The sequence below is a fragment of the Microcoleus harperi Pol14_C6 genome (assembly GCF_036701295.1).
Lineage (GTDB): Bacteria > Cyanobacteriota > Cyanobacteriia > Cyanobacteriales > Microcoleaceae > Microcoleus.
Genome location: NZ_JAUBQN010000016.1, coordinates 35,379 through 61,746, shown reverse-complemented (window position 1 = coordinate 61,746; position 26,368 = coordinate 35,379). Strand labels below are relative to the sequence as shown.

Annotated in this window: 20 protein-coding genes and 1 tRNA gene; 8 read left to right on the top strand and 13 right to left on the bottom strand. The window is 46.0% G+C overall.

Annotated elements, in window-relative coordinates; genetic code table 11:
- Positions 1 to 487 precede the first annotated feature (487 nt).
- On the top strand, positions 488 to 1,060 hold the full coding sequence (locus QUA27_RS13350; protein ID WP_333068488.1) for a DUF4360 domain-containing protein: 573 nt from the start codon (positions 488 to 490) through the stop codon (positions 1,058 to 1,060).
- A gap of 190 nt (positions 1,061 to 1,250) precedes the next feature.
- Here QUA27_RS13350 and QUA27_RS13345 read toward each other — a convergent pair whose 3' ends face one another.
- The 3 genes from QUA27_RS13345 to QUA27_RS13335 all read right to left on the bottom strand — a co-directional run bounded on the left by QUA27_RS13345 (position 1,251) and on the right by QUA27_RS13335 (position 4,914).
- Positions 1,251 to 2,498, bottom strand: coding sequence for a URC4/urg3 family protein (locus QUA27_RS13345; RefSeq protein ID WP_333068487.1), 1,248 nt, complete (start codon positions 2,496 to 2,498; stop codon positions 1,251 to 1,253).
- A complete protein-coding gene (locus tag QUA27_RS13340; RefSeq protein ID WP_333068486.1) occupies positions 2,495 to 3,577 on the bottom strand; it encodes an adenylate/guanylate cyclase domain-containing protein in 1,083 nt (360 codons plus the stop codon). Before QUA27_RS13340 ends, QUA27_RS13345 begins: the two co-directional genes overlap by 4 nt.
- Before the next feature lie 89 nt (positions 3,578 to 3,666).
- Entirely contained in the window at positions 3,667 to 4,914 is a 1,248-nt protein-coding gene (locus tag QUA27_RS13335; protein ID WP_333068485.1) for a GTP cyclohydrolase II, read from the bottom strand.
- A 412-nt stretch (positions 4,915 to 5,326) separates the two neighbouring features.
- Here QUA27_RS13335 and QUA27_RS13330 point away from each other — a divergent pair, with 412 nt between their 5' ends.
- Positions 5,327 to 6,661 carry a cytosine deaminase gene (locus QUA27_RS13330; RefSeq protein WP_333068484.1) on the top strand — a complete coding sequence of 445 codons (1,335 nt, stop codon included), beginning with the start codon at positions 5,327 to 5,329 and terminating at the stop codon, positions 6,659 to 6,661.
- 313 nt (positions 6,662 to 6,974) lie between these two features.
- Positions 6,975 to 7,649 (top strand): 7-cyano-7-deazaguanine synthase QueC, encoded by a 675-nt coding sequence (gene queC, locus QUA27_RS13325; protein ID WP_333068483.1) that lies wholly within the window; start codon positions 6,975 to 6,977, stop codon positions 7,647 to 7,649.
- Positions 7,650 to 7,789: 140 nt separating this feature from the next.
- Here the strand turns inward: queC and QUA27_RS13320 are convergent, their stop codons facing one another.
- Positions 7,790 to 9,220, bottom strand: coding sequence for a hemolysin family protein (locus tag QUA27_RS13320; protein ID WP_333068482.1), 1,431 nt, complete (start codon positions 9,218 to 9,220; stop codon positions 7,790 to 7,792).
- 116 nt (positions 9,221 to 9,336) lie between these two features.
- A complete protein-coding gene (locus QUA27_RS13315) occupies positions 9,337 to 10,029 on the bottom strand; it encodes a hypothetical protein (protein ID WP_333068481.1) in 693 nt (230 codons plus the stop codon).
- Positions 10,030 to 10,213: 184 nt separating this feature from the next.
- Between QUA27_RS13315 and QUA27_RS13310 the strand changes: the two genes are divergently transcribed.
- Positions 10,214 to 10,286 (top strand) — tRNA-Ile (locus QUA27_RS13310).
- 264 nt (positions 10,287 to 10,550) lie between these two features.
- Here QUA27_RS13310 and pyrR read toward each other — a convergent pair.
- The 4 genes from pyrR to QUA27_RS13290 form a co-directional block, all read right to left on the bottom strand.
- Positions 10,551 to 11,084 carry a bifunctional pyr operon transcriptional regulator/uracil phosphoribosyltransferase PyrR gene (gene pyrR, locus QUA27_RS13305; RefSeq protein ID WP_333068480.1) on the bottom strand — a complete coding sequence of 178 codons (534 nt, stop codon included), beginning with the start codon at positions 11,082 to 11,084 and terminating at the stop codon, positions 10,551 to 10,553.
- A gap of 266 nt (positions 11,085 to 11,350) precedes the next feature.
- The gene (gene cbiB, locus QUA27_RS13300; protein WP_333068479.1) at positions 11,351 to 12,430 is read right to left on the bottom strand and encodes an adenosylcobinamide-phosphate synthase CbiB; all 1,080 of its coding nucleotides are present in this window, start codon (positions 12,428 to 12,430) and stop codon (positions 11,351 to 11,353) included.
- 108 nt (positions 12,431 to 12,538) lie between these two features.
- Positions 12,539 to 12,940 carry a GFA family protein gene (locus tag QUA27_RS13295; RefSeq protein ID WP_333068478.1) on the bottom strand — a complete coding sequence of 134 codons (402 nt, stop codon included), beginning with the start codon at positions 12,938 to 12,940 and terminating at the stop codon, positions 12,539 to 12,541.
- Positions 12,941 to 12,977: 37 nt separating this feature from the next.
- Positions 12,978 to 13,421 (bottom strand): Rrf2 family transcriptional regulator, encoded by a 444-nt coding sequence (locus tag QUA27_RS13290; RefSeq protein ID WP_333068477.1) that lies wholly within the window; start codon positions 13,419 to 13,421, stop codon positions 12,978 to 12,980.
- A 265-nt stretch (positions 13,422 to 13,686) separates the two neighbouring features.
- Between QUA27_RS13290 and QUA27_RS13285 the strand changes: the two genes are divergently transcribed.
- The 3 genes from QUA27_RS13285 (at position 13,687) to QUA27_RS13275 (ending at position 18,416) form a co-directional block, all read left to right on the top strand.
- Complete coding sequence (locus tag QUA27_RS13285; protein WP_015179394.1) at positions 13,687 to 14,076, top strand: AbrB/MazE/SpoVT family DNA-binding domain-containing protein; 390 nt, start codon at positions 13,687 to 13,689, stop codon at positions 14,074 to 14,076.
- A 108-nt stretch (positions 14,077 to 14,184) separates the two neighbouring features.
- Positions 14,185 to 14,361 (top strand): hypothetical protein, encoded by a 177-nt coding sequence (locus tag QUA27_RS13280; RefSeq protein ID WP_333068476.1) that lies wholly within the window; start codon positions 14,185 to 14,187, stop codon positions 14,359 to 14,361.
- Between the two features lie 389 nt (positions 14,362 to 14,750).
- A complete protein-coding gene (locus tag QUA27_RS13275) occupies positions 14,751 to 18,416 on the top strand; it encodes a PAS domain S-box protein (RefSeq protein WP_333068475.1) in 3,666 nt (1,221 codons plus the stop codon).
- A gap of 509 nt (positions 18,417 to 18,925) precedes the next feature.
- On the opposite strand, the gene QUA27_RS13270 is transcribed toward QUA27_RS13275, so the two are convergent.
- Positions 18,926 to 20,029 carry a site-2 protease family protein gene (locus QUA27_RS13270; RefSeq protein ID WP_333068474.1) on the bottom strand — a complete coding sequence of 368 codons (1,104 nt, stop codon included), beginning with the start codon at positions 20,027 to 20,029 and terminating at the stop codon, positions 18,926 to 18,928.
- A gap of 450 nt (positions 20,030 to 20,479) precedes the next feature.
- Between QUA27_RS13270 and QUA27_RS13265 the strand changes: the two genes are divergently transcribed.
- Complete coding sequence (locus QUA27_RS13265) at positions 20,480 to 21,553, top strand: DUF3616 domain-containing protein (RefSeq protein ID WP_333068473.1); 1,074 nt, start codon at positions 20,480 to 20,482, stop codon at positions 21,551 to 21,553.
- 80 nt (positions 21,554 to 21,633) lie between these two features.
- Here the strand turns inward: QUA27_RS13265 and QUA27_RS13260 are convergent, their stop codons facing one another.
- From QUA27_RS13260 to QUA27_RS13250, 3 genes are all read right to left on the bottom strand, one after another.
- On the bottom strand, positions 21,634 to 23,271 hold the full coding sequence (locus QUA27_RS13260; protein WP_333068472.1) for a Ycf46 family AAA ATPase: 1,638 nt from the start codon (positions 23,269 to 23,271) through the stop codon (positions 21,634 to 21,636).
- Positions 23,272 to 23,458: 187 nt separating this feature from the next.
- Positions 23,459 to 23,743 (bottom strand): DUF2470 domain-containing protein, encoded by a 285-nt coding sequence (locus QUA27_RS13255; protein ID WP_333068471.1) that lies wholly within the window; start codon positions 23,741 to 23,743, stop codon positions 23,459 to 23,461.
- 210 nt (positions 23,744 to 23,953) lie between these two features.
- A complete protein-coding gene (locus tag QUA27_RS13250) occupies positions 23,954 to 26,131 on the bottom strand; it encodes an SPFH domain-containing protein (protein WP_333068470.1) in 2,178 nt (725 codons plus the stop codon).
- Between the last annotated feature and the right edge of the window lie 237 nt (positions 26,132 to 26,368).

Here is a 26,368-nt window from a genome sequence, read left to right as displayed (position 1 = left end):
CCTATTGAAAACACGAATACCGCGCGAATAAAATTCGCCCCTACAATTGCCTTTCGTCCGCCCAGGGCGACACTAAGTAGGCGAGTTTGGAAAATAGACAAATATGTCATTATCTCGTTTCTCTCCTTCCTGCACTCTTCCTAAGAACGCAGATCCGCGCCCAAAACCCTCCCCACTGGTTTCGCTGTCTCGTGCTCCATCCAAGCCGATTCACACAGATCCGGAGTTTCGCCCCGAAATCTTCCGGAACTTTTACCAACAGATATGAATCTTAAGAAGTATCAGCAGAAAATATTTTTTTCGATTAATTCACTAATCGAAAAAACCTGAATAGGAACTGCACATGAGGTCATAAGCTTGGCTTGACTTGCTTTTCATCTTTCCACATGAAGGTGGCTCTATCCAAGTATAAAAAACATTACCTAAATTCAGTTCCAATTTTTTAGGGTGCTCCTAACACACAAATGAACTATTAAGGAGAACATCCATGAAGTTTGTAAAACTATTGCTAGCTACGGCATTAATGACTGCTTCTATCAGCCCCGCTTTGGCTAATCCTACCGTTCAAATTTTAGGTGCAAGCTACGGCGGTAGCGGTTGCCCAGATCGCTCCGCCAGCGTCAGCGTCAGCCCCGACGGTCAAGAACTCACCATCCTATTTGATAAGTTTGCAGCCCTGGGAAATGTCTCCACAGAAAGCCGGAAAAGCTGCAATCTGAGCATTCCCATCAAAGTACCCCAAGGCTACCAAATTTCTATCTACGATGCTGATTACCGCGGCTACGTGGCTCCTAAAACCACAGGCAACCTGCGAGCAGAATACTTTTTCGCTGGAGCCCGCGGCCCAGTTTTTAATCGGAATCTCAGCGGCGAAACTAACTACAATGTTCGAGATAGCTTAGCCACTGTAGCTAATGTTTGGTCTCGCTGCGGCGACAGTGTAAATATGAGAGTAAATGCTGCAATGACAGCCCGCGGTGCCGGCATGGCCACCGTTGACTCCTTCGATTTGGCTCATCGCGGTTTAGTTTATCACGTCAAATATCGCACTTGCCGCTAAGCAGCTTGTTGGGAGTGTAGTGTGAGGTATAGTTCTCAGGTTTGAATTTTGAATTTTAAGTCGGAAGAGGGGATAAATTTCCCTCTTCCTTCTTGCTTCTTCCCTCTTCCCTTTTCCTTCTTCCTGGCATCCGTGACATCCGTTATAGAATCCGTTGCCGAACTTCCCTCTTCCTTCTTCCTTCTTCCCTCTAAAACACAGTGCCGTCACTTTCAATCAGAATTGGCGGCACTCCACCAGCCCTCAATTCGCCCGCAATTTTCCGCCCCGCCGCCCAAGTTCCTCCTTGCAAAATCTTCACCAGCGGCAATTCTGTCGCACTCAAATGCAGCTTTTCTCGAATAGCTGCTGCAATTTTATCTAAAAGATTCACAGTCAGCGATCGCCATTCTACTATAACTTCCGAACCCGGCAAGTAACTCTGCTCAAAAATAGCCGAATCTTTTGCCCGCAGCAGCCCGATATCCAAACACAAACCGCCGTTGCGGTACTCCGGCAATCCCGTTAACTCATCCAATCCGGCGACTTCTAAACCGAGTTCTTGCAGCGGTTCCAACAGCGAATAAGTCAACCACTGCGACAGTTTGTGAAACGGCACGAATTCATCTGCCAGATTTTCTCCTGTTAAAGCCGGATGCCGCCAAACATCGCCTAAATTAACGCCACCAATTGCATATCTTCCCGGCCAAATTTCCCCAAAACCTGTCAAAACAGCGCTCAATACTTCAGCAGCCTTTACAGTGTTGACTCCAGAAACCCGACTGTCGAGCAAGTATTTTGCCAAATTGCCGGGACGCGGGTTGGCGCTACCAAATAATAATGGATGTTGGCAAATCGCCTTTCCCAAACGCTGCAATAATTCTAATCTGCCTGTTAAACCCACTAGCGGATTGTCTCGACTTACCTGAAATCCCGCAGCTAAGGTTTCGAGTTTTAATTGAGAAAGTCCGCGATAATCCGCTTGCCAACGAAAATCGGGATTGCTGGAAAAAACACCTTGACAAAACATCCGCAAGCTGGCTATTGCTAACCCTTCAGAACGGCGGTAAACCTGTCCGGTTCCAGGTTCACAATACTGCCAATCTGCACCAGCACCGGCATCGAGCAAAACGCTGATAATTGCTAAATCAAATTTGATCTTAGCTTGCTCTATGAGTGCAAATTCCGCTAAAGCTGCATCCAATTCGGCGAGTCGCGACAAGTTGCCGGCCTCAAAATGTCGCCAGCGACTGTGAAAGGGAATGTTAAAATCGGGATACTGTTGGCGCGTTGTATCAATTACATAATTTGCTGCGTTGTCGAGTTGGGATAAATCGACGCGGAAGTAGCGGAGTTTGTCTAGGCGGGCTAAATCAAAAAGCCGATCGCACTTTTGGCGAATAGCAGCCGGCGTTCTCAGATATTCTACAGTCTCAAGTTCAATATTGTGCAACTTCATACAACTAAACAGCGGTAAACATCGTTTTCTTGAAAAAAGTCAAACTGACTGTAATCTAAAAGATTATCTAAAATCGCATTTTTATCGATTTTGATCAGCTTATATTCCCACTTCGACCCGCTGACTTCGCGTTTTATGTGATCGGAAACTATCACCGAGTTTTTTTCTTTTCCCGGAGATACTATTTTACTTAAATCTTCCAGCCTGTCGGCTATGTGAATATCTTTTCCGTAAGTACAAGACCTAAATATATATAGATTTCCCTTAGCAACTCCCACCGACAAGCCACAAGGTATTTGATTGGCATTAATAAAAAGTTTCCAATTCTCGCACAGACTTTCCATTGCCGCTAAGGCTGAGTGAGCTTCCGGAAAAGTCAACAAATGCGAATCCCCAACAATACTCCGAATTGTGCCGCCGTATTCTTCGCAAATTGTTTTTTCAAAAGTATCAAAGTTGGTGAGCAAATATTCAACATCTTTGATAGAATTAGATTCTTGATAAGCAATAAAACCTCTCAAATCAGCTTTAATTATTGCTTGATTCTTGATAATTCGCGTTTTATAACTTTGGTCAACTTTGTAGACTTTTTCAGGTTCGCTCATCCCTTTCAAAGAAAACTCGTTGACAAAAGATGTTTGCACTTCTGCTTTGTTGAGCGCCAACCATGCTGCTTGGGACAAATATATTTCATCCGGCGGAGTTACTGATTCTATGCGCGCTGTTAAATTTACCGTATCGCCAAAGATATCTTTATCTTGATGCAAGACATCTCCTAATGTAATCGACACGCGAATAGCCAATCGTTCGTCGTTCGCCTTGCTAGATTGTTGCGCTCTCAATTCTTGCTGCATTTCTATGGCTGCTACTGCCGCTGCTGTGACGCTGGGGAAAATTATCCAAAATGAATCACCTTCCCCTTTAATTACGCTGCCTTCATTTCTGGCGCTAATATCTGAAACAAAATTTTTATGCTCGTTTAACAAACTACTCAAGTCCGACTGAGATAATTTTTTGACTCTTGCGGTATATCCGCAAATATCTGTTTTTACGATCACACTAGAACGCAAATTAGCCATAACCTACCCTGACTGATCAAAAACCAGCAATAAATTTTATTTAGCAAAGACGCGATTGTTCGCATCCCATCGGTCGCGTCTTTGCCCTCTTAATCTCCTAAATCGCGTCCGATCGCTTCTGCAAGAATTGTAGCATCTGGCACCGGGTCTGGCGTGTAGTAGCCGGCGGCTTTTTTGGCGACGATTTCGACTTGTGCGTCTGCGGGAATCCAATCTTCTGGAATGGGGATGCGATCGATTACCTGAATGCCAGAATTGATAATCGCATTGTATTTCATATCGCTCATAGAAACTAAACTGTCAATTCGAGAGATCCCCAACCAGTGCAGCACGTCTGGCATTAGTTCTTGAAACCGCATATCTTGAACTCCCGCAACACATTCAGTGCGCGTAAAATAGGCATCAGCGCGATCGCCGCCTTCCTGCCGTTTTCTGGCATTGTACACCAAAAACTTAGTCACTTCCCCCAAAGCTCTCCCTTCCTTGCGGAAGTAAACTATTACCCCAGAACCGCCTGATTGTGCCGTTTGGATGCAAATTTCCATCCCGTGTACCAAATAAGGGCGACAAGTGCAGATATCGGAACTGAAGACATCAGAACCGTTGCATTCATCATGTACCCGTACCGCCAACTGCTTATCCGGGTCAGAAATATTCGCGACATCGCCAATAATATAAACCGTAGTTCCGCCAATTGGTGGCAAGAAAACGTGTAAGTCTGGCCGCGTCACTAAATCCGAGAACATTCCGCCTGTTTGCTCGAACAGGACACGGCGGAGGACGCTTTCTTGAACCCCAATCCGCCGAGCAATTCCCGGCAAATACCAAACCGGGTCGATCGCAATTTTAGTTACTGCTAAATTGCCACCTGCTTTGACTATTTTGCCATCAATTTGCACTCGCCCCTTAGCGATAGCATCTTGCAATTCCGGCATATTAATGTGAGCTTTAGTGACCGCAATTGTCGGGCGAATATCATATCCCTGCTGGATAAATGAAGTATAAACTTCGCTGACTAAACCCCCAAAGGGATCGAGAGAAACAATCAAATTGTGATCGCCCCAACTCGGGTGCGGCCCGATATGTGCGGCCGGAGAGGTGTTGGTAAAATCGGGGCGGTGATCTGCTTGGAGAGCCCCGGAAGCCACTGCTAGCGCGCGATAAACAGAGTAGGAACCCGAATGAGTGCCGATCGCATTCCGGTGAGACGATTTGGTGAGGCTGCCAATCACAGGCCCCCGTTTTAGCGGATCGATTTCTCCCCAGTAAATGGGATGAGGTTTTGTGCCAGATCTGTCGGGATGGGATGTTAAAACTATATGCTTGGGTTTTGACACAGTTTTTTTGGGATATTGCTATGGATGCTGCTGTTAATTGAAAGTGAAATTGCAATTTGAAGCAGTGATTTATGATAGCAAAAGGATTCAGGCTGTGGAAGTATCCGGCATAGCCAAACTCGTGACGCTGATTTTCGCGCTGTCCTGAAAATATAAAAATTTTGCATAAGTGCTTCAGTGATTAGGGCGTAAGTACCAACAGCAAAGCTACCTATTTAATCCAAGTTTCTCTAGCCTTTATATTTTCTTTCTGCATGATATTTGTTTAACTAACCGCAGAGGGCGCAGAGGGCGTAGAGAATCTAGAAAAGAGAGAAAGAGGAAAAGAGAGATATTCACAATTCCTGCAAGGCTTGTTATAGTTACAACTGGTAGCCAGTAATTATCCACAAAATACTAACTCACAAAATTAATGTTGCCAAGTACATCTAATTATTTGCTCAAAAATGGTCGCGTACCCGCGTCTCTTCTAGAGATGAAATCGATCGCGCCCTCAGCTTCTACTGTGGCGACAACGGGGAGTGAGAACAATTTATGTGCGGTGGATATCGAAATTGCAGCGGGTACGATCGCCCAAATCATCCCAGCAGCTACAAAACCTGTATCCTCCTCTGAAAATATCCCGGTTGTAGATTTGCAGGGGGGCTTAATCTGGCCTTGTTTTGTGGATATGCACACCCATTTAGACAAAGGCCACATTTGGGAACGATCGCCCAATCCCGATGGAACTTTTGCCAGCGCGATCGAAGCGGTAGGCGCTGATGCCCAAAAAAACTGGAATGCAGAGGATGTTTACCGGCGGATGCAGTTCGGCCTCAAGTGCAGCTACGCCCACGGAACCAAGGCCATCCGCACTCACATCGACAGCGCCGGGGAACAGGGAACCGTTAGTTTAGAAGTATTTGAAGCGCTGCAAGCCGAATGGGGCGATCGGCTGATCTTGCAAGCAGCTTCCTTGGTTTCCCTCGACTATTACCTGACACCCGCAGGCGAAAAACTAGCCGATCGCATTGCCCAAATCGGCGGCATTCTCGGCGGCGTCGCCTACATGAACCCCGACTTAGACAAACAACTCGATCGAGTTTTTGCCTTAGCCAAAGAACGAAATTTAAACCTCGACTTCCACACCGACGAAAACGACGATCCAGATTCAGTAACATTGCGGGAAGTCGCAAAAACCGCCATCCGCCATGAATTTGGGGGTCAAATAATCGGCGGACACTGCTGTAGTTTAGCCGTACAACCGTCTGATTTAGTAACAGAAACTCTGGAATTAGTCAAGGAAGCAAATATTGGCATTGTCAGCTTGCCGATGTGCAACCTTTACCTGCAAGACCGAGAATCTCAGCATACACCGCGCTGGCGGGGAGTGACACTGCTGCACGAACTCAAAGCAGCAGGAATTCCCGTTGCAGTTGCTAGCGACAATTGTCGCGATCCGTTTTACGGATTTGGCGACCATGATGTTTTGGAAGTTTTTAATATGGCAGTCCGCATCGCTCATTTAGATAGGCCCTATGGAGACTGGCCCTGTGCTGTTACAAAGACTCCAGCCGATTTAATGGGATTGCCGAATTTAGGACGAATTGCAGTGGGTTTACCTGCTGATTTGATTTTGTTTAAGGCGCGGAATTTCAGCGAATTGTTATCTAGACCGCAAGGCGATCGCAAAGTTTTGCGACAGGGCGTTAAAATTGATACAACTTTGCCCGATTACCGCGAACTAGATGACTTGTTACGAATTTAAATCTGACATTTTGCACCAATATCAAGAACAGGCAAGATGCCTGTTCCACAAAAGACGAATTTTCTTTGTACTCGTTACTAGGCTCTGCCTGGTAACGTATAATCTGGAGGCTCTGCCTCCACTTTTCCTGACCGTAATGCGAGGCAGAGCCTCTAGATCTCGGTTCCTAGGCAGAGCCTAGGAACCAGTTAATTTGTAGGTAAGCTGTGCAGTGCCTAAGCTACATTTAGATGTTATACACAACTATTATTATTGTCAATTAGCGACTAATTTGATATAAATATAAAAGCTAATTTTATTCAGGATGTTTTAAGTGAAAGCAGTTATTTTATTGTCGGGAGGGCTAGATTCCTCAACTGTTTTGTATCAAGCCAAAGCCGACGGCTGCGAGTGTTACGCTATTTCCTTTGACTACAAGCAAAGACATCGGCGGGAGTTGGAATCAGCAAGGACGATCGCACTTGCTGCAGGCGTTAAGGCACATCAGATAGTAAACTTTGACCTGACGCTTTGGGGCGGTTCGGCATTGACGGATAATGAGATGGAATTGCCGATCGATCGCAATCTTGCAGAAATGTCTCAAAACATCCCAATTACCTACGTTCCTGCTAGAAATACGATCTTTCTCAGTTTTGCCCTCGCCTACGCAGAAACTCTAGAAGCCGATCGCATTTACATCGGCGTCAACGCTTTAGACTATTCCGGCTATCCCGACTGTCGCCTCGATTACATCCAAGCCATGCAGGAAGTATTTCGGTTAGGAACAAAGCAGGGCAGAGAAGGAAATGCTATTAATATTATCACACCTTTGATTGAACTTAAAAAGACAGAAATTATTCAATTAGGCAACCAATTAGGAGTACCTTGGGAGCAAACTTGGTCTTGCTACGCAGGCGGAGAAAATGCCTGCGGCGTTTGCGATTCTTGTCGGCTGCGGCTGGCGGCTTTTGCGGAATTGGGGTTAAAAGATCCCGTGCCTTACGCTTAAACAGTATTCCGAGCCTGCGGTTGAAATTGCTTCTCCCTAAACTCTCGTTTCTCTCTAAGAGACTAAAGAATAAACGGGGTTGCTAACTCAGATTTGGTATAAAAAGTTGCGCTATTTTGATCGCCCTTTTCATCAAAATCTTAATGAGAAAATTTTCCCACACTACTCAACCCGCTATTCTTTCGCCCTTTCCCCACAACTTCCTCATCGGCTGCTGCAACTTCATCTAAAGTGCGATCGCCCGCCGCCCCTTGCAACAAATGAATTTGAAGTTGATCCAACCGCGGCCCGGACACAGAAACAACCGTAAGTTCCACATTGTCGCCGCGCCAAACTTCCCCCACAGCAGGCATTCTTTGCAACTGATAGCTCAAAAAACCTCCGATTGTCTGATATTCGTCAGTTACTGGCAAATCCAAATTCAATATTTGATTCACATCATCTAAATTTAACTGCGCTTGCACTAAATAAGTGCGATCGTCCAATACTTGCAAAGCAATTTCTTTGCTGTCGGGCGACTCGTAGCTGCGGCCGATAATTTCGGCTATCAAATCCCGCAATGTAACTAACCCGGAAATGCCACCAAATTCATCGACTACGATCGCAATTTCTTCCGACGAGCTCTGCATCAAAGGCAGCAGTTCGCCCAGCAGCATCATCTCCGGCACAAACCTCACCGAATCCATCCAAGGTAAAATTGGCGTGTCGGGAGATAGCAAACCTTCAGCTAGGGGTTTTGCAAGTTGTTTGAAGCCAATAATGCCGATAATGTCGTCTAAAGAATCTCCCGTCACGGGATAGCGGGAATGGTGAGAAATCGCCATTTCGTCGAGCAAAGTTTGAAAGGTTGCTGTCTTGGGAAGTGCGACAATGCTAGGCCTCGGCACCATTACTTCTTCTACCCAAACTTCGCCAAATTCAAACACGTTGTTGAGCAATTCTCGCTTTTCTGCTTCCAAACCGCTGGATTCGCTGGAAGTAGCTATAATTAATTGCAGTTCTTCGGGAGTAACCGGGCGATGCCTTAGATCGTATTCGATGCCCGCAAACCGCAAGAGCGATCGAGTAGATTGATTGAGAAAGGACACAAAGGGCTTGAACACACGGGCAATCAATAAACTCGGAGGCCCTAAAGTTCTCGCTAGCTGTTCGGAATACAGTAAGGCTACAGATTTGGGAAAGAGTTCGCCCAGTACGATTTGCAGGTAAGCTAGCAACAAAAAAGTTACTATTGATATGCTAAAAGAATGGGCGATCGCCGACTTGATGTAAATTGGCAGCGGCAAATAGCCGATCGACATTCGGACTAGCACGGCGATCGTACTTTCCCCAATCCAGCCGAGAGCTAAACTAGAAAGAGTGATTCCCAACTGCATTGTCGAGAGCAATCGCTCGATACTTTTCTGCAAAGATTGCACAGTTAAAGCTGCAACGTCGCCAGCTTCCACTAACTGATTGATGCGCGATCGGCGTACCGTCACCATCGAAAACTCAGCCGCCACAAAAAAAGCATTAATCGCAATCAGCAACAGCACTGACAGCAACCGCGACAGCACCTCTGTCGAACTCATCGCGGGTAAATCAGATATCTCCTGCACTCTCGCCCCTAAAAGTGACACAATGCTCCCTAAAAAAACTTTCTCGATCAAACCTGAGAATCCCTCTGCAGGTTTGGTCTTCTTTTATTTTACTTCGCCACTGGAATGCCAGATATTTGCAACTGAAGTTTTTGACCTGGATAATCTGTCAGCGTCAGCGAAACTTCTTTAGCATTTTCCAGCAAAGCTGTGGGAATACTCACCGTACCGTAAAACACCTGCCCGTTGGGGGGCAGTTCCGACGGCAAATCCTCGGCAGTCGCGCTCAGGGCCCGGCCGCGATCGTCAGTGACGTTCAAGAAACTGTAGAGAAACCTCACAGCTTGCGAGCCTTCATTTTTCATGCTCACGTCTAGCAGCATGGAATTGTTGCGCTGACTGGCCGCGCTCACTTCCAGGGTTATTCCCCCGTCGCGACTGTTGAGGGGAAACTTGGCGCTGGCATTTTGTGCGGCCGGTTTTTTGGCCGCGGCTGGTTTAGAGCTTGCCTTCTCTGTTTTAGTATTTGCCCCGGCCGTTGTTTTTTCTGGATCGCGACCTTCTACCCGTGCTTTGACGGTTGTGAGAATGTCTTTTTCTTTCAAAATGCTCACTTGGTCTTTGCTAGCCACAGTTCCCGGCTTGCCGCTGCCAGCATTGTTGCTGGGACGAACATCGGGTTGAGTCGTTCCTTGCAAGGCTTCGCGACCTATAGTAAATCCCCAAACAGAACTCGTCACGCCTGCTCCAAACATTAGAGCGAGCAGAATTAGAGTCAGCACTACCGTCGAATTCACTGCCATTGCCTATAAGTTTATGCCGAGCCCTAGAAACTGCTTTGTCCGGTCGATCGGCTCCAGCACATTGGCTAACAGGCGATCGGGACTCAGCAGATCTAAAGATTTTGATTTTTGTTCTCTAGTTCTAGCACGGACTGGGAAATTATGTTATACTTCATTTTCAGTTAGATCAAATAAATCGATTTAACGGCAGTTGGCCGAGCGGTTTAGGCAGCGAACTCATAATTCGCCCCAGGCAGGTTCAACTCCTGCACTGCCGATTTTCAATAAATCACGACGCTCCGCGCGCCGGCGAAAAACCAGGTTTCTTCCTAGAGGCTTGCTTACCCAAGCCTCCATTCTTGGAGAAAGCTGGTTTTTTGCGTTGTCAGCGGGCGGAAACGAAGTATTTTGCTCAGTGATGGACGCAAAAAGTGGTTTGACGCGCTACTGACAGCACACCCTACTTAGTTTATTTAGCTGCACTTTGTTTAACAGTCAGTTATGCCCAATCTAAAATCTCAAATCTAAAATCTAAAATCGTATCAACCCTTAATTAACTCCACTCCGTCGCGCCCGTCGAGCTCTTGAACGTAAACCTTAACTTGTTCTTCCTTTGCAGTCGGCAATTTTTTACCCGTAAAATCTGGCTGAATCGGTACTTCTCGGTGACCGCGATCGACTAATACCGCTAACCAAATTTTCTCCGGCCGCCCGTAATCGTTGACCGCATTCAAAGCCGCTCTACTCGTTCTGCCTTTATATATAACGTCATCTACCAACACCACAGTTTTGCCCGTCAAATCGAAAGGAATTTCTGTTTTAGCCGGTGTCCGCATCGCAACTCGATCCAAGTCATCTCGGTAAAAGGTAATATCTAAAGCTCCCACGGGTACTTTGACTTGTTCGAGAACTTCAATTTGATCTGCCAAAATTTGAGCTAAAGGCACTCCTCTACTATGAATCCCCAACAGCACTAACTCCGAGGGATTCCCTGATTTTTCGACAATCTGGGAAGCGACGCGGGTGAGAGTGCGCCTCACTTCATCAGGGGATAAAATTTGGATGATTTTAGTCATGGGTTGCTGCGAGCTAATTGTTGGCTGTTGGCATATCGAACAATTTGAGATTTGAGATTTGAGATTTGAGATTGACTTGACAGATGAATCTGGGGGTTTGAACTCAAGTCAAAACTTTTTTTGCTGCTGTCGGTGGCGGATCTCTGTCTTCTGCAGGACTTACCCCGAACGGATGAAAAGCAGATGCTGCGATTGCTTAGCCGAGGACGAACAATCACAGAAATAAGTTATTTATGCCTCCTGGACTGTTCGGCTGAGGTCATCAGTTAGCGGCTCAAACCTAATAAGGTATAAAAAAGCAATGATAGTCCCAACCAAATCAGAAAGCAATACCGAGTTAATTGCAATGCTTGGCAAATTAGCGGCGCTGTGATAGGGTGAACCGGCTCGCCTAACAGCGGTTTGTGTTTGATAACTCCGCGATAGGAATTAGTACCTCCTAGTTGTATTCCCAAGATGGCGGCGTAAACGCACTCGCTCCAACCGGAATTGGGGCTGGCATCTTTAACAGCATCTCTCTGACAAATCTGCCAAATGTAAATCGGTTTGCCAGATATAAGGGCTAAAGTAATCACTGTTAGCCGGCAAGGAATCCACGTCAGCACGTCTTCTAGTTTGGCGCTAAACCATCCTAAATCTGTGTATGGCGCTTCTTTGTAGCCGATCGTAGAATCTAATGTGCTGGCTGCTTTGTAAGCGATCGCCAAGGGGACTATAGCACTCGCCCACATCGAGTTAGGATCGATCCGCGAACCGGTAACACTTAATAATAGATGCGGCAGAGCGAACCCAAGTAAGGCATAAAATAGCGGTGCTGTCACGCCATCGACTGCATTCTCTGTTACAGTTTCTAACAATGCTCGCAGAATTTCTGGCTCGGATAAGTTTTCGGTATCCCTGCCGACGTAAAGGCTCAACCTTTCTCGCGCCTTGACTAAATCTCCAACATTTAAAGGTGCTAGCACGTCCTCCGCAGCCGCCCTCAAACTGCGACCTGCAAAACAGCTTGCCAGCAAAATGGTTTGTATGGCAATACCTAAAAGAGGATGCACCCAACTAGCAGCTTGGACGATCGACCAACTGACAGTATAACTGCCTACAATCAGCCCGATCGCTAGTATTGTACCAGCACATCGTAGCTGCTGTTTGTGCTGATCGCCAGCGGGACGATCCGCTGCTTCAGGCATTTTGCCTGCGGGATTATTCCATATATTAAAGACAAGTCGAGTATAGCGGTCGATCGCCCAACCCATCGCTTGCACGGGATGTGGCCAACCCCAAGGATCGCCGATCGAATAATCCAACACCGCAGCTAAAATCAAAACAGGAAATTCATGCGGCATCATTATATATTTTGTCAAACTTGATAGTCCATCCGGCCAGGATCGAGCGTCAGGGTAGGGCAGGTTTTAAGTGCTGCTACCTTTGGGCACTTTAATTTTTTAGCAGCAATTTTAACTGCTGAGATTACTTTCGTCGCGGAGCAAGTGTACGTTCTCCTCCCAATTAACACCGTCAAAGGGTAGAATCTCAAAGTGTTTGATGGCATCGCCGTCAAGACAGCGGACGTTGACATCGAATTGATCGGGATGCGATCGGGGGCGATAGAACGAGTGAATGCCGCAAATTCCGCAGAAACTATGTTGAGCAGTTCCTGTATTAAATGTATAGGTGGTCAAAACATCTTGGCCACTGAGCAAGGTAAAACGTTCCGGCGGCACAATGAGGTGCAAAAATCCCTTCTTTTTGCAGATAGAGCAGTTGCAATCTGATGCTTCGTGTTTGTCAACGGCGACACGGAAGCGGACAGCTCCGCAGTGACAGCCCCCAAAGTAAGTAACAAGTGTTGCGTCCATGTGTGATTGCTGGCGATCGAATGAATGAACTTACCATTTAAATGATAAAGCTAGTTTCTTCCCCAAGAGCCGCTTGCCAACTGCGGACATCATAGTATAAGTCTTCGAGGGAAATACTGTACAGCGCTTCGGCAAGTTTTTTGTGCAATCGGTTCCACAAACTGAATGTTACCCAGTCCTCTGCTTGCGTCGCGTCGGGAAAATGTCGAGGTAAAGGTTCAATAGTTTCACCTACAGCCTCTAAGATTTGTCCTAAAGAGATTTGAGCTGGCTGGCGGGCTAATTGATATCCTCCTTGGGCACCCCGAACAGATTGGACTAAACCGGCTCGTCGCATTTCAATCAGCAATTTTTCTAGATACGGAGCGGGTAACTCCTGTCGCTTCGCTATCGATTTCACCGATGTCGGGCCATAGCGAGGTTGCAAACTTAGATCCAGTAATGCTTTGACACTGTAGTGTCCGCGTGTAGTTAACTTCATGGGATTTTAAGAGCGGGGCAAATATTCAGCTAGCTGATAGCTGATAGCTTATGCTACCGAGTTTAGAGATTGCTCGCACCGGCTGCAGCTACTCCTCAAGAAAGACTACAGGTTGTTAAAAATATTTAGATAATAGTGGTTAACAATTGAGCCGATCGGTGTAATATGGTTTTACGACCAGCTATAAAGCTAAAGTTTCTTGGTCAAACCAAAAACCAACCGAGAAAAAATCCGTACACCAGTTGAATATTTCAGGACTCAGTAAATGGCTAAAAAGAAAAATATCGAACCCCTTGAAGGCGAAGATCTGATCAAAAAGGTCAAAGACCTAGAGAACCTTACCAAGGAAGAAAAAGCTAGAGCCTGTGGCTACTACACCGTTACTAAGAACGGCGTAGAACGGGTCAACATGATGAAATTCCTGAATGCGCTGATTGATGCAGAAGGCATTCAGCTAGACGGGAAGCAAAACGGCAATGGACGCGGCGGACGCTCTGCCAGCTATCGGATTAGCGTTCAATCTAACGGCAACTTACTGATTGGAGCTGCCTACACCAAACAGATGGAACTCCAGCCGGGAGATGAATTTGAAATCTCTCTGGGACGCAAGCACATTCACCTGCGCCAAATCGATAGAGAAGAAGAAGAATCCTAGGCTTTTACGACTTGCTTTGACTTCTTGCTTGAACTGGTTGGTTTGGCTTCAAGCATTGACTGCAAGCAGAGAATTGGCTCGGAAATCTTTCTGTGAGCCTAAAACAGTATGGCTTCTATAGATGGCAATGGCTGGACAAAAGCCACTGCCACTACTTTATATTTTCCGAGAATACCTATTCTCGCCCCTCGCTATATCCGTGTGGACAAGCGGGGGATTTTCCGCGTAGCTGTTAAAGAGAAGTTCTGCCACCAATTGTGTACGGGGTTTAACGGATGTAATTGATGGATGTTCTGCTGCCAATTGTGTACGGGATTTAACGGATGTATTTGATGAACTGAAGAGGTTTGAAGGAAGAATTAGGTTTGGTTGAGCTAGGAAATCCACCAAAGCAAGAAAATGGCTGAGGTATTCTCAGCTAACAGTGCGTCATACGAGTTGAAAAAAAGAATGCAACTGTACCCAAGCTCGAAAGCACGAGCTTAATCATTAATTCCCAATTATTTAACCTAAAATTTAAAATCTAAAATCTAAAATTGTATAAGTCTCGTGCTTGCTCCTGATTTGTGTCTGTGTGGGAGGGGTTTGGAGGTCAAGGAAACACCTCGATCCCCCGTAAGTGAAATTACAGGCTGGAACAGTTAAAGTGTTAGGGAGCAATTAGTCATCAGCCTATGCCGTTGCCCCGATTCGCCAGTAAAACTTCTCAACACCAAACAAAAATCTCCCTGCGTCACCTTCTAGTGGCCTCTTTTGTGCTGCAAATCGTCGCAGCAGTCGGGATTGTCGGGTATCTGTCATTTCGCAACGGAGACAAAGCAGTCGAAGAGCTCGCCCAGAACTTGATCGCGGAGACGGGAAAGAGAGTAGAAGAAAAGCTGATTTCTTTTTTTGAACATACCCAGTGGGTAAATCAACTTAACGCTGAAGCGATCGAGCGCGGTGAATTAAATTTACAGTTAGAAAAGCCGCAGCCTCGGGGAGAGAAGTTCCTGTGGCTGCAAATGCGATCGTTTAAAAGCATTCAATGGATATCCTTCGGTGCTGAAAAATCAGGAGAATATCTCGGCATTTGGCGCAACCCCACGGATAACAGCTTGCAAATTGTCGTGGCGAACAAGTCTAGCAAGTCTCAGAGCATATACTACGCTACAGATGGCCTAGGAACTCGCACCGCTAAATTAAAGGTAGAACCCGGAGTCTACGATGCCCGCCTCCGGCCCTGGTACAAAGAAGCTGTCGCAGCTAACAAGCCGATTTGGACGAGCATTTATCAAGGTTTTAGTCCTGGGACTGTTTTTATTGCTGCCAGCCAACCGATTCGCGATCGAAAGGGTAAATTGCTGGGAGTTAGTGCAGTACACTTTTCGCTCTTGGAACTTCAGCAATATCTCCATCGCATCAAGTTTAGCAAAACGGGACAAATTTTTGCGATCGAACGATCGGGCTTGCTGGTTGCCAGTTCTAGTCAAGAATCACCCTTTAGAAAGATGCCGAGAAAGCAGCAACAGCAGCGGGTGAATGTTTTAGACAGCCAAACTCCTGTCATTCGCACCGCAGCTAAATATTTGTATGAACACTTCGAGGGCTTTGGCGACATTAAGCAGCGGCAGCAACTGAAATTTAGCCAAGACGGGCAGGAATATTTTGTGGAAGTGCTGCCGTTTTCTGATGTTTACGGTTTGAACTGGCTGATTGCGATCGCAGTTCCCCAATCCGATTTCATGGGGCAAATTAACAAAAATACGCGCACTACAATTTTACTTTGTTTGGTGGCGCTACTGCTATCGACAATTGCTGGAGTGCTGACAGCTAGGTGGGTAACGCTGCCACTGCTGCGGCTCAACGAAGCAGCTAAAGATATTGCCGCGAGAAAGTTCGATCGCGCTGTTAGTGTCAGTAGGCTTGAGGAAGTCGGCGAATTAGCGCAGTCTTTCAACGAGATGGCAGCTCAACTGAAACAGTCTTTTCAAGCTTTGGCAGAAAGTGAAGAAAAATTTGCCCAACTGGTAGAAAATTTGCCTGTTGGAGTCTCGGCGATGACTCCGGGAGGCGCAGTTATTTTCATGAATTCGGCGGGAGAGCAAATATTGGGCAGGGGAGAAATGCCCGATGCCACCGCACAAGAGCTAGCAGAAGCTTATCAAATTTATATAGCAGCCACTAATCAACTGTACCCGGCCGAGCAAATGCCGTTTGTGCGCGCGTTGAGTGGCTTGGAGGTGATTGTTGAAGATATGGAAATTCGCCGAGACGGGAAAAATATTCGTTTGGAAGTGCGAGCGTTGCCGGTGTTTGACGGTGGGGGGAATATCCTTTATGTTCTGACTGTTTTTAAAGATATTACGGCTCGCAAACACGCAGAGCAAATATTGGCTGACTACAACCGTACCCTAGAGATTGAAGTAGTCGATCGCACGATCGAGCTAGCCTCGATCAATGCCCGCTTGCAGCTCGAAATTGAGGAGCGCAAGCAAGCTGAAAAAATTATCCGTCAAGAGCGCGACTTTAACTTAAAGATTATCGAAAATTCTCCGATTTTTTTTGTGGCGATCGACTCTGAGGGTAAAATCCTGCTGGCGAATAACAGTATGCTGGAAGCTGTGGGCTATACTGCCACAGAAGTTGCAGGTAAAGATTACTTAGCTACATTCGTACCGCCAAGCGATCGAGCCGGGTTACATTCGATTTTTACGGGCGTAACAGCGCGGGAGCAAACGGTTAACGAACATCGCATTCTCACTTCGGACGATCGGACTTTGTTAGTCGAGTGGCACGGCACACCGGTGCTCGACGAAGGTGGCCGCCTGGATTTCTTGTTTGGATTTGGGATTGATATTGGCGATCGCAAACAAGCACAATTAGCCTTGCAAAAAAGCGAAGCTCTGTTTCACAAATTAGCGAACACTGTTCCCGGAGAACTTTACATATTAGTGCAGCATCCCGACGGCTCAGCCAATATCGAGTATATCAGTCCTCTGTGCCGAGAAATTCAAGAATTAGAGCCGGAGGAAATCCAGAACAACTCTGCTTTATTCTACGAACAAATCCACCCGGACGATCGCTCCAGTTACTTCGAGGCACTTGTCAAAAGTGCCACCGATCTAGAACCATTTTCCCACGAGTGGCGGATTGTGACAGCATCGGGAAAACTCAAATGGCTGCAAGGTTATTCTCGACCAGAATTGCGCGAAAATGGAGATATTGTCTGGCACGGCATAATCATTGATACGAGCGATCGCAAACAAGCAGAACAAGAACTCCAACAAGCCAAAGAAGCCGCAGAAGCGGCCAACAAAACTAAAAGCCTCTTTCTCGCCAACATGAGCCACGAATTGCGAACCCCCCTCAACGCCATTCTCGGCTTCGCTCAATTAATGGAACCCAGCCCTAATTTAACTTTGCCGGAAAAAGAAAATATCACAATTATTCGCCGCAGCGGAGAGCACCTGCTTCAACTGATCAATCAAGTCTTAGACTTATCTAAAATTGAAGCTGGGCGCATGACACTCAACGCCAAAATTTTTGACTTGTACCGCTTGCTGGGGGACGTGCAAAATATGTTTCAGCTTCCGGCGACAAATAAAGGATTGCAATTAATTATTGACTGCTCTTCCTATGTACCCCAATACGTGCAAACTGATGAAATTAAGTTGCGAAAAGTGCTGATTAATCTCTTAGATAATGCGATTAAATTTACCCAATTTGGTTCGGTTTTAGTCACAGTATGGCAAAAGCAATTAGGAATAATTAAGCCTATAACAAACGATTTTGTTAATATAGGAGACTCTCAAAAAACTGTTTTTATTTGCTTTGAAATATCCGATACAGGAGTTGGTATTCCCCCGGAACGATTAGAAAGCATATTTGAATTATTGGTGCAAACTTCATCAGAAAAGAAAGTTCAAACAGGTACGGGTTTAGGATTAAACATCAGCCACGAGTTCATAAGATTAATGGGGGGCGAGATTACTGTCGAAAGCGAAGTGGGAGACGGTACAGTCTTCAAGTTTGACATTCAAGTTGTTACCGCAGCGGGTGCTGGTGAAGTCATCAATAAATATGTTGAAGTCAATGATTTATCGCAAAGTTCAAGTATGGTACAAGAAAAAATATCTGATAGTGCTGCAATATTTACGCTGGATTCCAAGCCGAAAGTTTCCCCAGAATGGACGAGCAATCTAAAACAGGCAGTCCGTGAGGCTGACTTCGACTTGATTGCCACAACTATTGAGGAAATCGGCAGAGATAATGATGTTGTTGCGGAAGTTATGATGAATCATCTATATAATTTTGATTATCAAAAAATACTAGATTTGATTGATGAAATTGAGCTGTAGGGTGCGCGGAAGATTAACTTATACAGCCTTGATCAGTAACAGTGCGGTACGGTTGAGAATTGTCAGGTAATCAGTAGACAAGAGTGCCTAAATTTTTGATTGATAGACAAACCGCAGATTAAGGCAGATGAACACAGATTAACGCAGATAATTTCAATATATTCAGGCTATTGGCAATAGATATGGAATTGTTCGCCCGCGTATTTCACGAAAGTTGAGAAAGGCTATATAATAATTATCATTTTTGATGGGCAGCTAATAATTTAGGAATGAGAATTAAATAACCTCCACAATAACAATTAAATTTGTAAGTTATTTAATTCGCGATCCTTAGTCAGTCCGGGACGCAACAACATACCTCAAAAAATCTTTAACTATTGTGACAGTTGCGTGCAGGACTATTTGTGTTTGAGTGTGACTTTTTTGAAGCTATTGTTAACCCCCCCGATCGCCCTTTTGGTAAGGGAAATCGAGGGGGTTAACTCTTATTTGTCAAGTATCTGAGGAGATTAAGCAGGGTTAGCTTCTGCTCGTCTTTGTAGCAGGCGGGCAATTTCCGATTTTTCTACAAGTCCGACGAGTACACCGTTTTCGCGAATGACGGGGAGTTCTTGTACTTTGAGTTGTTCCAGAAGGGTGACTACTTCGAGGAGGGATAATTCTGGTTTGACGGTTGTGGAAAATTCGATCGGCTTGAGGAGTTCTTTAACTACAACTTGGGGCCAGGTTCCGGTAGGAATGGTTTTGAGGTCGTCAAGGTCAATCGCCCCTACCAATTGTCCGGCATCATCTGTTGCCAGGAATCTGCGCCAGGTATGAGCGCTACCGATAACGTAATTGTTGGCAAATTCTCTGAGGGACAAGTCTTGGGAGACGATCGGACTTTCGGGGGTCACAGCATCTGCAGCTGTCAGGCCTGCCAGTTGATTTTGGACTGTGGCATATTGGGCAGATTGACCGGCATTTTGCAGTAAGAACCAACCGATTACTAGATTCCAAATATTGCCGAAGATGCCTGTAGCAATGGCAATCCAACCAATTATTTGACCGACGCGGCTAGCAAAAATTACACCTTTGTAAGGGTTGCCAGTAATTTTCCAGACGATCGCTTTGAGGATGTTGCCGCCGTCGAGGGGCAAACCGGGAATTAAGTTAAATAAGGCTAAAACTAAGTTGATCGAAGCTAAAAGTCCGACGATGGCGGCTGCGGGGCCTGTGAGACCAGCACCGATGCCGATCGCTGTTAACAAACCGGATAACAATAAGCTGACCAACGGGCCGGCAATGGCTACCCAAAATGCTTCTGCGGGGGTTTTAGATTCTCTTTCTAAATTAGCTAGTCCGCCAAACAGAAATAGCGAAATTGATTTCACGCCAATGCCCTGTTTCATGGCTACCCAACTGTGTCCTAATTCGTGGGCTAAGACCGAAGCAAATAACAGTAACGCTGTCAATAATCCCAGCATCCAGGGCGCTACGGGGCCCAATGTGGGAAACAGGGCAGCTAGTGCGCCGCCGTACTGCCAGGTTACTAAACCCAGAACTAAAAACCAAGATGCGTTGACAAAGAAGGGAATCCCAAACAGGTTGCCGACGCGAAATGTACCGTTCATAATGGCTACCTCTGATTTTACGAATGAGAGGTTTTTCTCTCTGTCTCCTTATCGTAACGAAACGTAACGGCGATGTTAATGCTTCAATTAGGGTGTTATCCGTCTGTGGAGGTTCGGTTTGCGGAATTATCACCGCCGACTGCGGTTTGGCCCGCCAGGGGTTAAAAATCCTTATCTCAAAATGGAAGTTCTCGCTATGAGGCTTGAGGAGGATATTTGTTTTTGTTTTCTGTTTTAGTTTTCAATGGGTTTTAACTCCCATCTTGCACCTCTGTTATGAACAGGCTTTCCGGTCTGTTCCACAACTGATGAATTTTCTTTCTTGTGGGGAGTAGGAGTTGGGCTTTTAGCCCGCCCATAAAAGCCTGATTGAGAATGGTGCAACCTATGAGTTTCAAGCAGATTTAGCTATAATGACTTACCCTAAGAATAGTTTAGGTGCTAATAATTATGCCAGAATCTTTTTTGCTAGGTCGGCTGCTGCTGCAATTCAACAGCGAAGCGGCTGATATTATTACAGACTTATCCGCTGTTGTTTTAAGTCCCGACGGCAATTTGTGGCTGGGTTCAGATGAAACGACTTCGATCGAGCGTTTGTCGCCTGTCGCGCCTCATATTTTTGGAGAACATCAAAGATTTGCGATCGCAGATTTTATCGATCTACCTGGAAAATCCGAAATCGATCTTGAAGGAATTGATTTCAGCAGCGATTATCTTTGGCTGGTCGGTTCTCACAGCACAAAACGCAACAAAGCTAAAGGCAAAGACGCAGAGAAAGACCTTAAAAGATTAGCAGAAATCGAGACAGATGTCAACCGTTATTTACTGGCGCGCATTCCTATGAAAGACGGGATTTTGTGCGAGTCAATTTCCCATTCAGACAATCAAAGGGAACAGAAAGTGGGATGCCTTCAGCGGACAGAAACGGGCAATTTGCTGACAGACGCGCTCAAAGATGACACCCACCTCGGTCTATATTTATCTGTGCCGATTCCGAGTAAAGAAAATGGCTTTGATATTGAAGGGTTGGCGGTGCGGGGCGATCGCATTTTGCTCGGTTTGCGGGGGCCGGTACTGCGGGGTTGGGCGATAATTTTAGAGATAGAAGTTGAAGAGGCCCAAGCGGGAGTTTTAAGGCTTAAGGCGATTGGGGAAGGAGGGAAATTGTACAAGAAACATTTTGTTGATTTGAACGGTTTGGGGGTGCGAGAATTGTGCTGGAATGGGGAAGATTTGATTGTTTTAGCCGGGCCGACGATGACGTTATCTGGAGAGATGAGGGTGTGTCGGTTAAAGGGAATTTTAGGGCGATCGGGCGACAGTATTACTGGGCAAAATGGGGGAGATTTGGAGGTATTGTTTGACTTGCCTTTTAAGGTGGGGGCGGACAATGCTGAGGGGTTGTCGCTGTTTCCGTATTTGGGTGGGCAGAATTCGCTGTTAGTGGTTTACGATTCGCCGGATGCGGGGAGAATGGTTGAGGAAAATTCTATTTATGCGGATATTTTTAGGTTGGGTTTGTAGTGAGGAAATTAGTCCGAGCAAGTTTTGGTGAATCAGGAATAAGGACTAAAGTCCTGACTACAAACAGATGCAAAATTAAGTTAATTGTCGCTCGCATCCCTCCGCCGCTGGCTGTAGCGTTTCAATTCATCAATTAAGTGAGTATCGTTAGAAGCTGTTCTCGCGCCCGCTTCCGCCGCCCAGCGCTTCAAATCTTCAATTTGCGATCGCGCGATCGCAGCTAAAGGTACTGTATCCTCGATCGACCTCAAAATATCCTCGGTCATCAAATCCCGGCGCTGTCCGTTGACAAAGGTGCCAAAGGCTCGATACAATCCATCAATTACAACTTGCTCGATTTCTGCACCGCTAAAATTCTCAGCGCGTTTCGCCAAAACCGCCAAATCAAACTCGCGCAATCTAGTTGGTCGCAAACGCTGCAAATGCACTTTAAAGATATCTTGCCGTTCCGATTCAGAGGGCAAATTTAAAAAGAAAATTTCATCAAACCTGCCTTTTCTCAGCAACTCTGCGGGCAAAATCCTGACGTTATTTGCAGTTGCGACAATAAACACCGGACTGGTTTTTTCCTGCATCCAAGTGATCAAACTGCCGAATACCCGCCGCGAAGTTCCCGAATCGCCGTCGCTGCCGCTGATAATGTTGCCGAAGGCTTTATCTATTTCATCGATCCACAAAACGCAAGGTGCGATCGCCTCTGCTAATTGTATCATTTGCCTGACGCGACTTTCGCTTTCCCCGACCACACCGCCAAACAATCTCCCAGTATCCAATCGCAACAGTGGCAAACGCCATTCTGAGGCTATTGTTTTCGCAGATAAAGATTTGCCTGTACCTTGAATTCCTACTAACAAAACGCCTTTCGGATTCGGTATGCCGTAGCGGCGCGCTTCGTCAGTAAAAGCATCTTGCCGCATCTTTACCCACTGTTTCAAATTCTCCAAGCCGCCCACACTTTTCAGGGATTCTCTGGAGTTAAAAAACTCCAAAATTCCCGTTTGGCGAATTGCTTGCTGTTTTTCCTCCAAAACTCCGTCAATATCTGACTCGTTAATTTGCTGTTTTGCAGCCAAAGCTTTAGCTAAAACCCGCCCGATTCTAGCGCGGCTCAAACCCTGACAAGCTTTAACCAACTGTTCTCTTGCTAAACCGCTAACTTGCAACTGTTGTGGTTTTTCCACAACGTGGGAAATTAAACTGTCTATTTCTTGCACGTTGGGCAAAGGAAAATCAATTACTGTTACTTCTTCTTTCAATTCCTCCGGCAATTCCAGCGTGTGAGAAGTAAGAACTATAGTTTTTTTGCTGCGCTTCAAATCTCGCATTAAATTCCGCAATTCTCGCACTACCGCCGCGCTTTTTTCGCTGTATGGATATTTCAAAATTGGGTGCAAATCCCGCAGTACAAATATGGTATATTCTTCAACAGCAGTTTGGCTGACGCGATCGAGCGCCGCCATTACCGAACCTTTCCCAGAACCGTTATCCTCCCAGCCGCGCACAAGATCCCAGAACAACACCCGGCGCGCGGGAGTTACTTGCAGCGCTACTTGGTCAATTACAGCCTCGACCGGTTCCTCCTCCGCGCTGACAATGTACAGCAGCGAATAGCGGGCGCGAATCATCAAATCTAGTCGCTTTACCAGTGCCTCGAAATGGTTATTTTTACTGCCATTGACGACATCTAATTCTTTGGGGTTTGGGTAATTTTCTGTCATTTTAGTGGATATTTTAGAGTAAAATTAAACTTTATTAAATATTTTTTTTGCAGTACGGACTTTAGTCTTTTAAAAAATTAACCTAACTAAAGGTTTTCACTAATAACTTGAGTCCTTAACAACTATTGAACCAGACTAAAGTCCCTACTGCAAACGTTAAAATTATAACAGAATAGTACGCAATTGACTACTTAGCAACTTTTCGAGCTTGTTTCACCATATCAATGAGAGTGTGGTGAGCATCTTCGGCGTCTTTTAAAGTGCGATCGAAATTTACTCTAACAGGCACTGTTTCGTCGTTGACTTTAGCGGTTAAATCCATGCCGTTGGCATCAATAGCGAGCATTTGAGCTTCCGTTGCCTGCGGTTGGTCGCCAAATGCTTGAGCGTACAGCACTACAGCACTAGCGTGGTCTTCGTTCATGTGAGTGCAGATGCGATCGCTAATCTCAGTAGAAAACGGTTCTGACATGGGGAGATTCCTCAGATGCAATATCGATCGATTGTACTGCGATTTGCCACAACCGAGAGAGAGATTGATTGGGAGCAAATAGAATTCGCGTCTACACAAACTTTAGTCCGCCTGGGCAGACTGAAAGAAAAGAGACTAAATCTGGTGTAAGGTGCGCCTAGCGCACCCTACGAATGATGAAATACCATCATTTAACTTGCCAAAAACCACTTAACTAAAAGATCGATCGTCAAACGGCAATTCATCAAACCGCGAATCAATATCAGACTCAGAATTCCCAACAGGGGAATTAGCGCGAGATTCCGGCGGCTTTGCTGAATGCACCTTTGCTACTGGTAACTTTGTCGCAGATTCCAAAACAGTCGGCTCGGATTTCTGTAACTTAACTACAGGTAATTCTCCGCCATTTTCTCCATTTTTGCTCGTTTGATTCCACATCATCATTCCCAGCAAACCATCAACCAAACCGCCACCGCTACCGTTGCCTGTTACCGCCACATCCGGCACAACTCGCACTTTGCGATCGCCTATAATTTGCATTAACTGCAAAGCCGTATAACCGGAACCTCCCAAAGCCACAACACCCGCGCGATAAGCTTCAGCTTGAGCATTTCCCTTCACCCGAATCGACTCAGCTTCGCCTTGAGCTTGTTTAACCTGAGAATTCGCTTTCAACTCAGAAATTTTCACGCCTTGTTCGGATTTCACCATCTCTTGTTGAATCTCAGCCAGCGCCGTTTCCCGCACCAATTGTTGCCGCTGAGTTTGTGCTAATTGCTGCACTTCATAAGTCTTGCACTGTTCCTCAGCAATTTTGCGATCGGTTTGAGTTTGCATCAACTCTGCAGGCGGCAAAATATCCCCGATTAAAGTATCAATTGCCTGCACGTCGTAGGTACGCAAAGCTGCTTTGATATACTCTGCTGCTTCCGCTTGTCTGCCGCTTCTTGCCGAGAGAAAATCTAATACAGAATAAGCTTGAGCCGAATTGCGGAAATAATTCCCGATTGTCGGCTGCAAAACGTGGTCAACTAAATTCTGCATTGAACCGACGCGAGAGATAACTTTCGGAGCATCCAAAGCGCCGACATGAATAATCTGAGCTACTTCTAAATCAAAGGCAAAGCCGTCTTGAGAACGCACGGTTAAAGACGAAAGTTTAGAATCGTAACTGTGCCGTTCTGTTTTCCCCGACCAATTCAATACTATATTAGTAGTCGGCACTAACTCTACTTTTAAAATGCGCGTATTCAGCGGATGTTTCCCCGGATAAAGAGGTGTCACCCACACCCCTTTATTGCCCACATTTACTAAATTTCCATGAGTGAAAGCAGCGCCGCTCACATCTTCCGAGGTTTTGCCGACATAAGAAATAACCGCGCCGACATAGCCGATCGGGATTTCGGTCATCGGCACTTGTTCCACCCCGACAAACCAAGGATTTAAATTCCAAGAACCAGAAAGCAAAACCTGTTCCTGCAAGCCGCGCCGCCCGCCGCCGCTGATAAATTTCTGTGCGTTTTGGAAGTTGTCGTGATTCGGAATAATCGGTCCTGCAATTTCGCCATCTTGGATCGGAACGCCGTCATAAGTTGTCACAACTCCCACTTTATCTGGATCAATTTTGTACAGTTTCAACTGTTCCGGTGTCATCCCGTGTTTGGGAGCATTAGCTGCTGTAATTATCGTAAATAATGCCGTATTTATCCGATAGCTGCCGCCCGTCAGAATGCCGAGTTGGCGACCTTTTTCTCCACCGCTTTTAAGAAATTTGCGAGCATCTTGAAAATTGTCGCATTCTGTGATTTGGCCTAGGATGCGCTGTGGCGGAATCGACTCGCCGGCGGCGGCGATAATTAAAGCAATTTCACCTTGGGGAACCACAGTTAGAGACTCTTTGCGAACGTTGTACTGCAAAGGCCAATAACCCCAGTGCCAACCGGGCGGCAAAGTATCGGCTTGATATCCAGCTTCTCCGTTTAAGGCAATTAAGTCTCCGGGCGGTAAAGACTTGCCGCCGAAGCTAAACTTTTTACTGACAATGCCAACTTCCCGATCGCCAATTACTACCAATCCGCCAAAAAATAATGGCAGCACCAGAATAATTATCATACCGCCGATCGCGATCGGGATAAATCCGCCCGGATCGAGCTGCATTGTCTGCACGGGAACACTGCTGCGTAACTGCCCTAGCTGCAAGCTAGAATCAGGTTTTGCGGCTAGCTGAGTCGAAGTTTGATTTGCAGGGGGGATATTGCTAGCGGCTAATACCGGCGAGGGTTTCAAACTGGTTATTGCACTGAGGGCTAAAGACGCCGAAACAGCGGCTGCAAACTGTTTTAAAACGCGGACTTTGACTTGAGACTTGGACAAAAATGAATAAAGCATTTTTTTGATGAGGGCTAATTTGTCCTAGGAGTTCCACCTTAGCCTTACTAAAAAGTTTTTACATAAAACTTAAGGTCTTATTTATCATTATTTCCCATCATAATAGTCATATAGCAATCATTGCAGGAGTCGTAAACTTTTTACCCCACCCCAACCCTCCCCTTATCAAGGGGAGGGAGTAAGAAATTCACAAATGATGCGAGGATTGCTATTTTTATCAGGAAAAAAATACCGCTC

Coding starts and splice junctions, on each gene's coding strand:
- QUA27_RS13350 (WP_333068488.1), top strand. CDS start 488: ATGAAGTTTGTAAAACTATTGCTAGCTACGGCATTAATGACTGCTTCT.
- QUA27_RS13345 (WP_333068487.1), bottom strand. CDS start 2,498: ATGAAGTTGCACAATATTGAACTTGAGACTGTAGAATATCTGAGAACG.
- QUA27_RS13340 (WP_333068486.1), bottom strand. CDS start 3,577: ATGGCTAATTTGCGTTCTAGTGTGATCGTAAAAACAGATATTTGCGGA.
- QUA27_RS13330 (WP_333068484.1), top strand. CDS start 5,327: ATGTTGCCAAGTACATCTAATTATTTGCTCAAAAATGGTCGCGTACCC.
- QUA27_RS13320 (WP_333068482.1), bottom strand. CDS start 9,220: ATGAGTTCGACAGAGGTGCTGTCGCGGTTGCTGTCAGTGCTGTTGCTG.
- QUA27_RS13315 (WP_333068481.1), bottom strand. CDS start 10,029: ATGGCAGTGAATTCGACGGTAGTGCTGACTCTAATTCTGCTCGCTCTA.
- pyrR (WP_333068480.1), bottom strand. CDS start 11,084: ATGACTAAAATCATCCAAATTTTATCCCCTGATGAAGTGAGGCGCACT.
- cbiB (WP_333068479.1), bottom strand. CDS start 12,430: ATGATGCCGCATGAATTTCCTGTTTTGATTTTAGCTGCGGTGTTGGAT.
- QUA27_RS13295 (WP_333068478.1), bottom strand. CDS start 12,940: ATGGACGCAACACTTGTTACTTACTTTGGGGGCTGTCACTGCGGAGCT.
- QUA27_RS13290 (WP_333068477.1), bottom strand. CDS start 13,421: ATGAAGTTAACTACACGCGGACACTACAGTGTCAAAGCATTACTGGAT.
- QUA27_RS13285 (WP_015179394.1), top strand. CDS start 13,687: ATGGCTAAAAAGAAAAATATCGAACCCCTTGAAGGCGAAGATCTGATC.
- QUA27_RS13280 (WP_333068476.1), top strand. CDS start 14,185: ATGGCTTCTATAGATGGCAATGGCTGGACAAAAGCCACTGCCACTACT.
- QUA27_RS13275 (WP_333068475.1), top strand. CDS start 14,751: ATGCCGTTGCCCCGATTCGCCAGTAAAACTTCTCAACACCAAACAAAA.
- QUA27_RS13270 (WP_333068474.1), bottom strand. CDS start 20,029: ATGAACGGTACATTTCGCGTCGGCAACCTGTTTGGGATTCCCTTCTTT.
- QUA27_RS13265 (WP_333068473.1), top strand. CDS start 20,480: ATGCCAGAATCTTTTTTGCTAGGTCGGCTGCTGCTGCAATTCAACAGC.
- QUA27_RS13260 (WP_333068472.1), bottom strand. CDS start 23,271: ATGACAGAAAATTACCCAAACCCCAAAGAATTAGATGTCGTCAATGGC.
- QUA27_RS13255 (WP_333068471.1), bottom strand. CDS start 23,743: ATGTCAGAACCGTTTTCTACTGAGATTAGCGATCGCATCTGCACTCAC.
- QUA27_RS13250 (WP_333068470.1), bottom strand. CDS start 26,131: ATGCTTTATTCATTTTTGTCCAAGTCTCAAGTCAAAGTCCGCGTTTTA.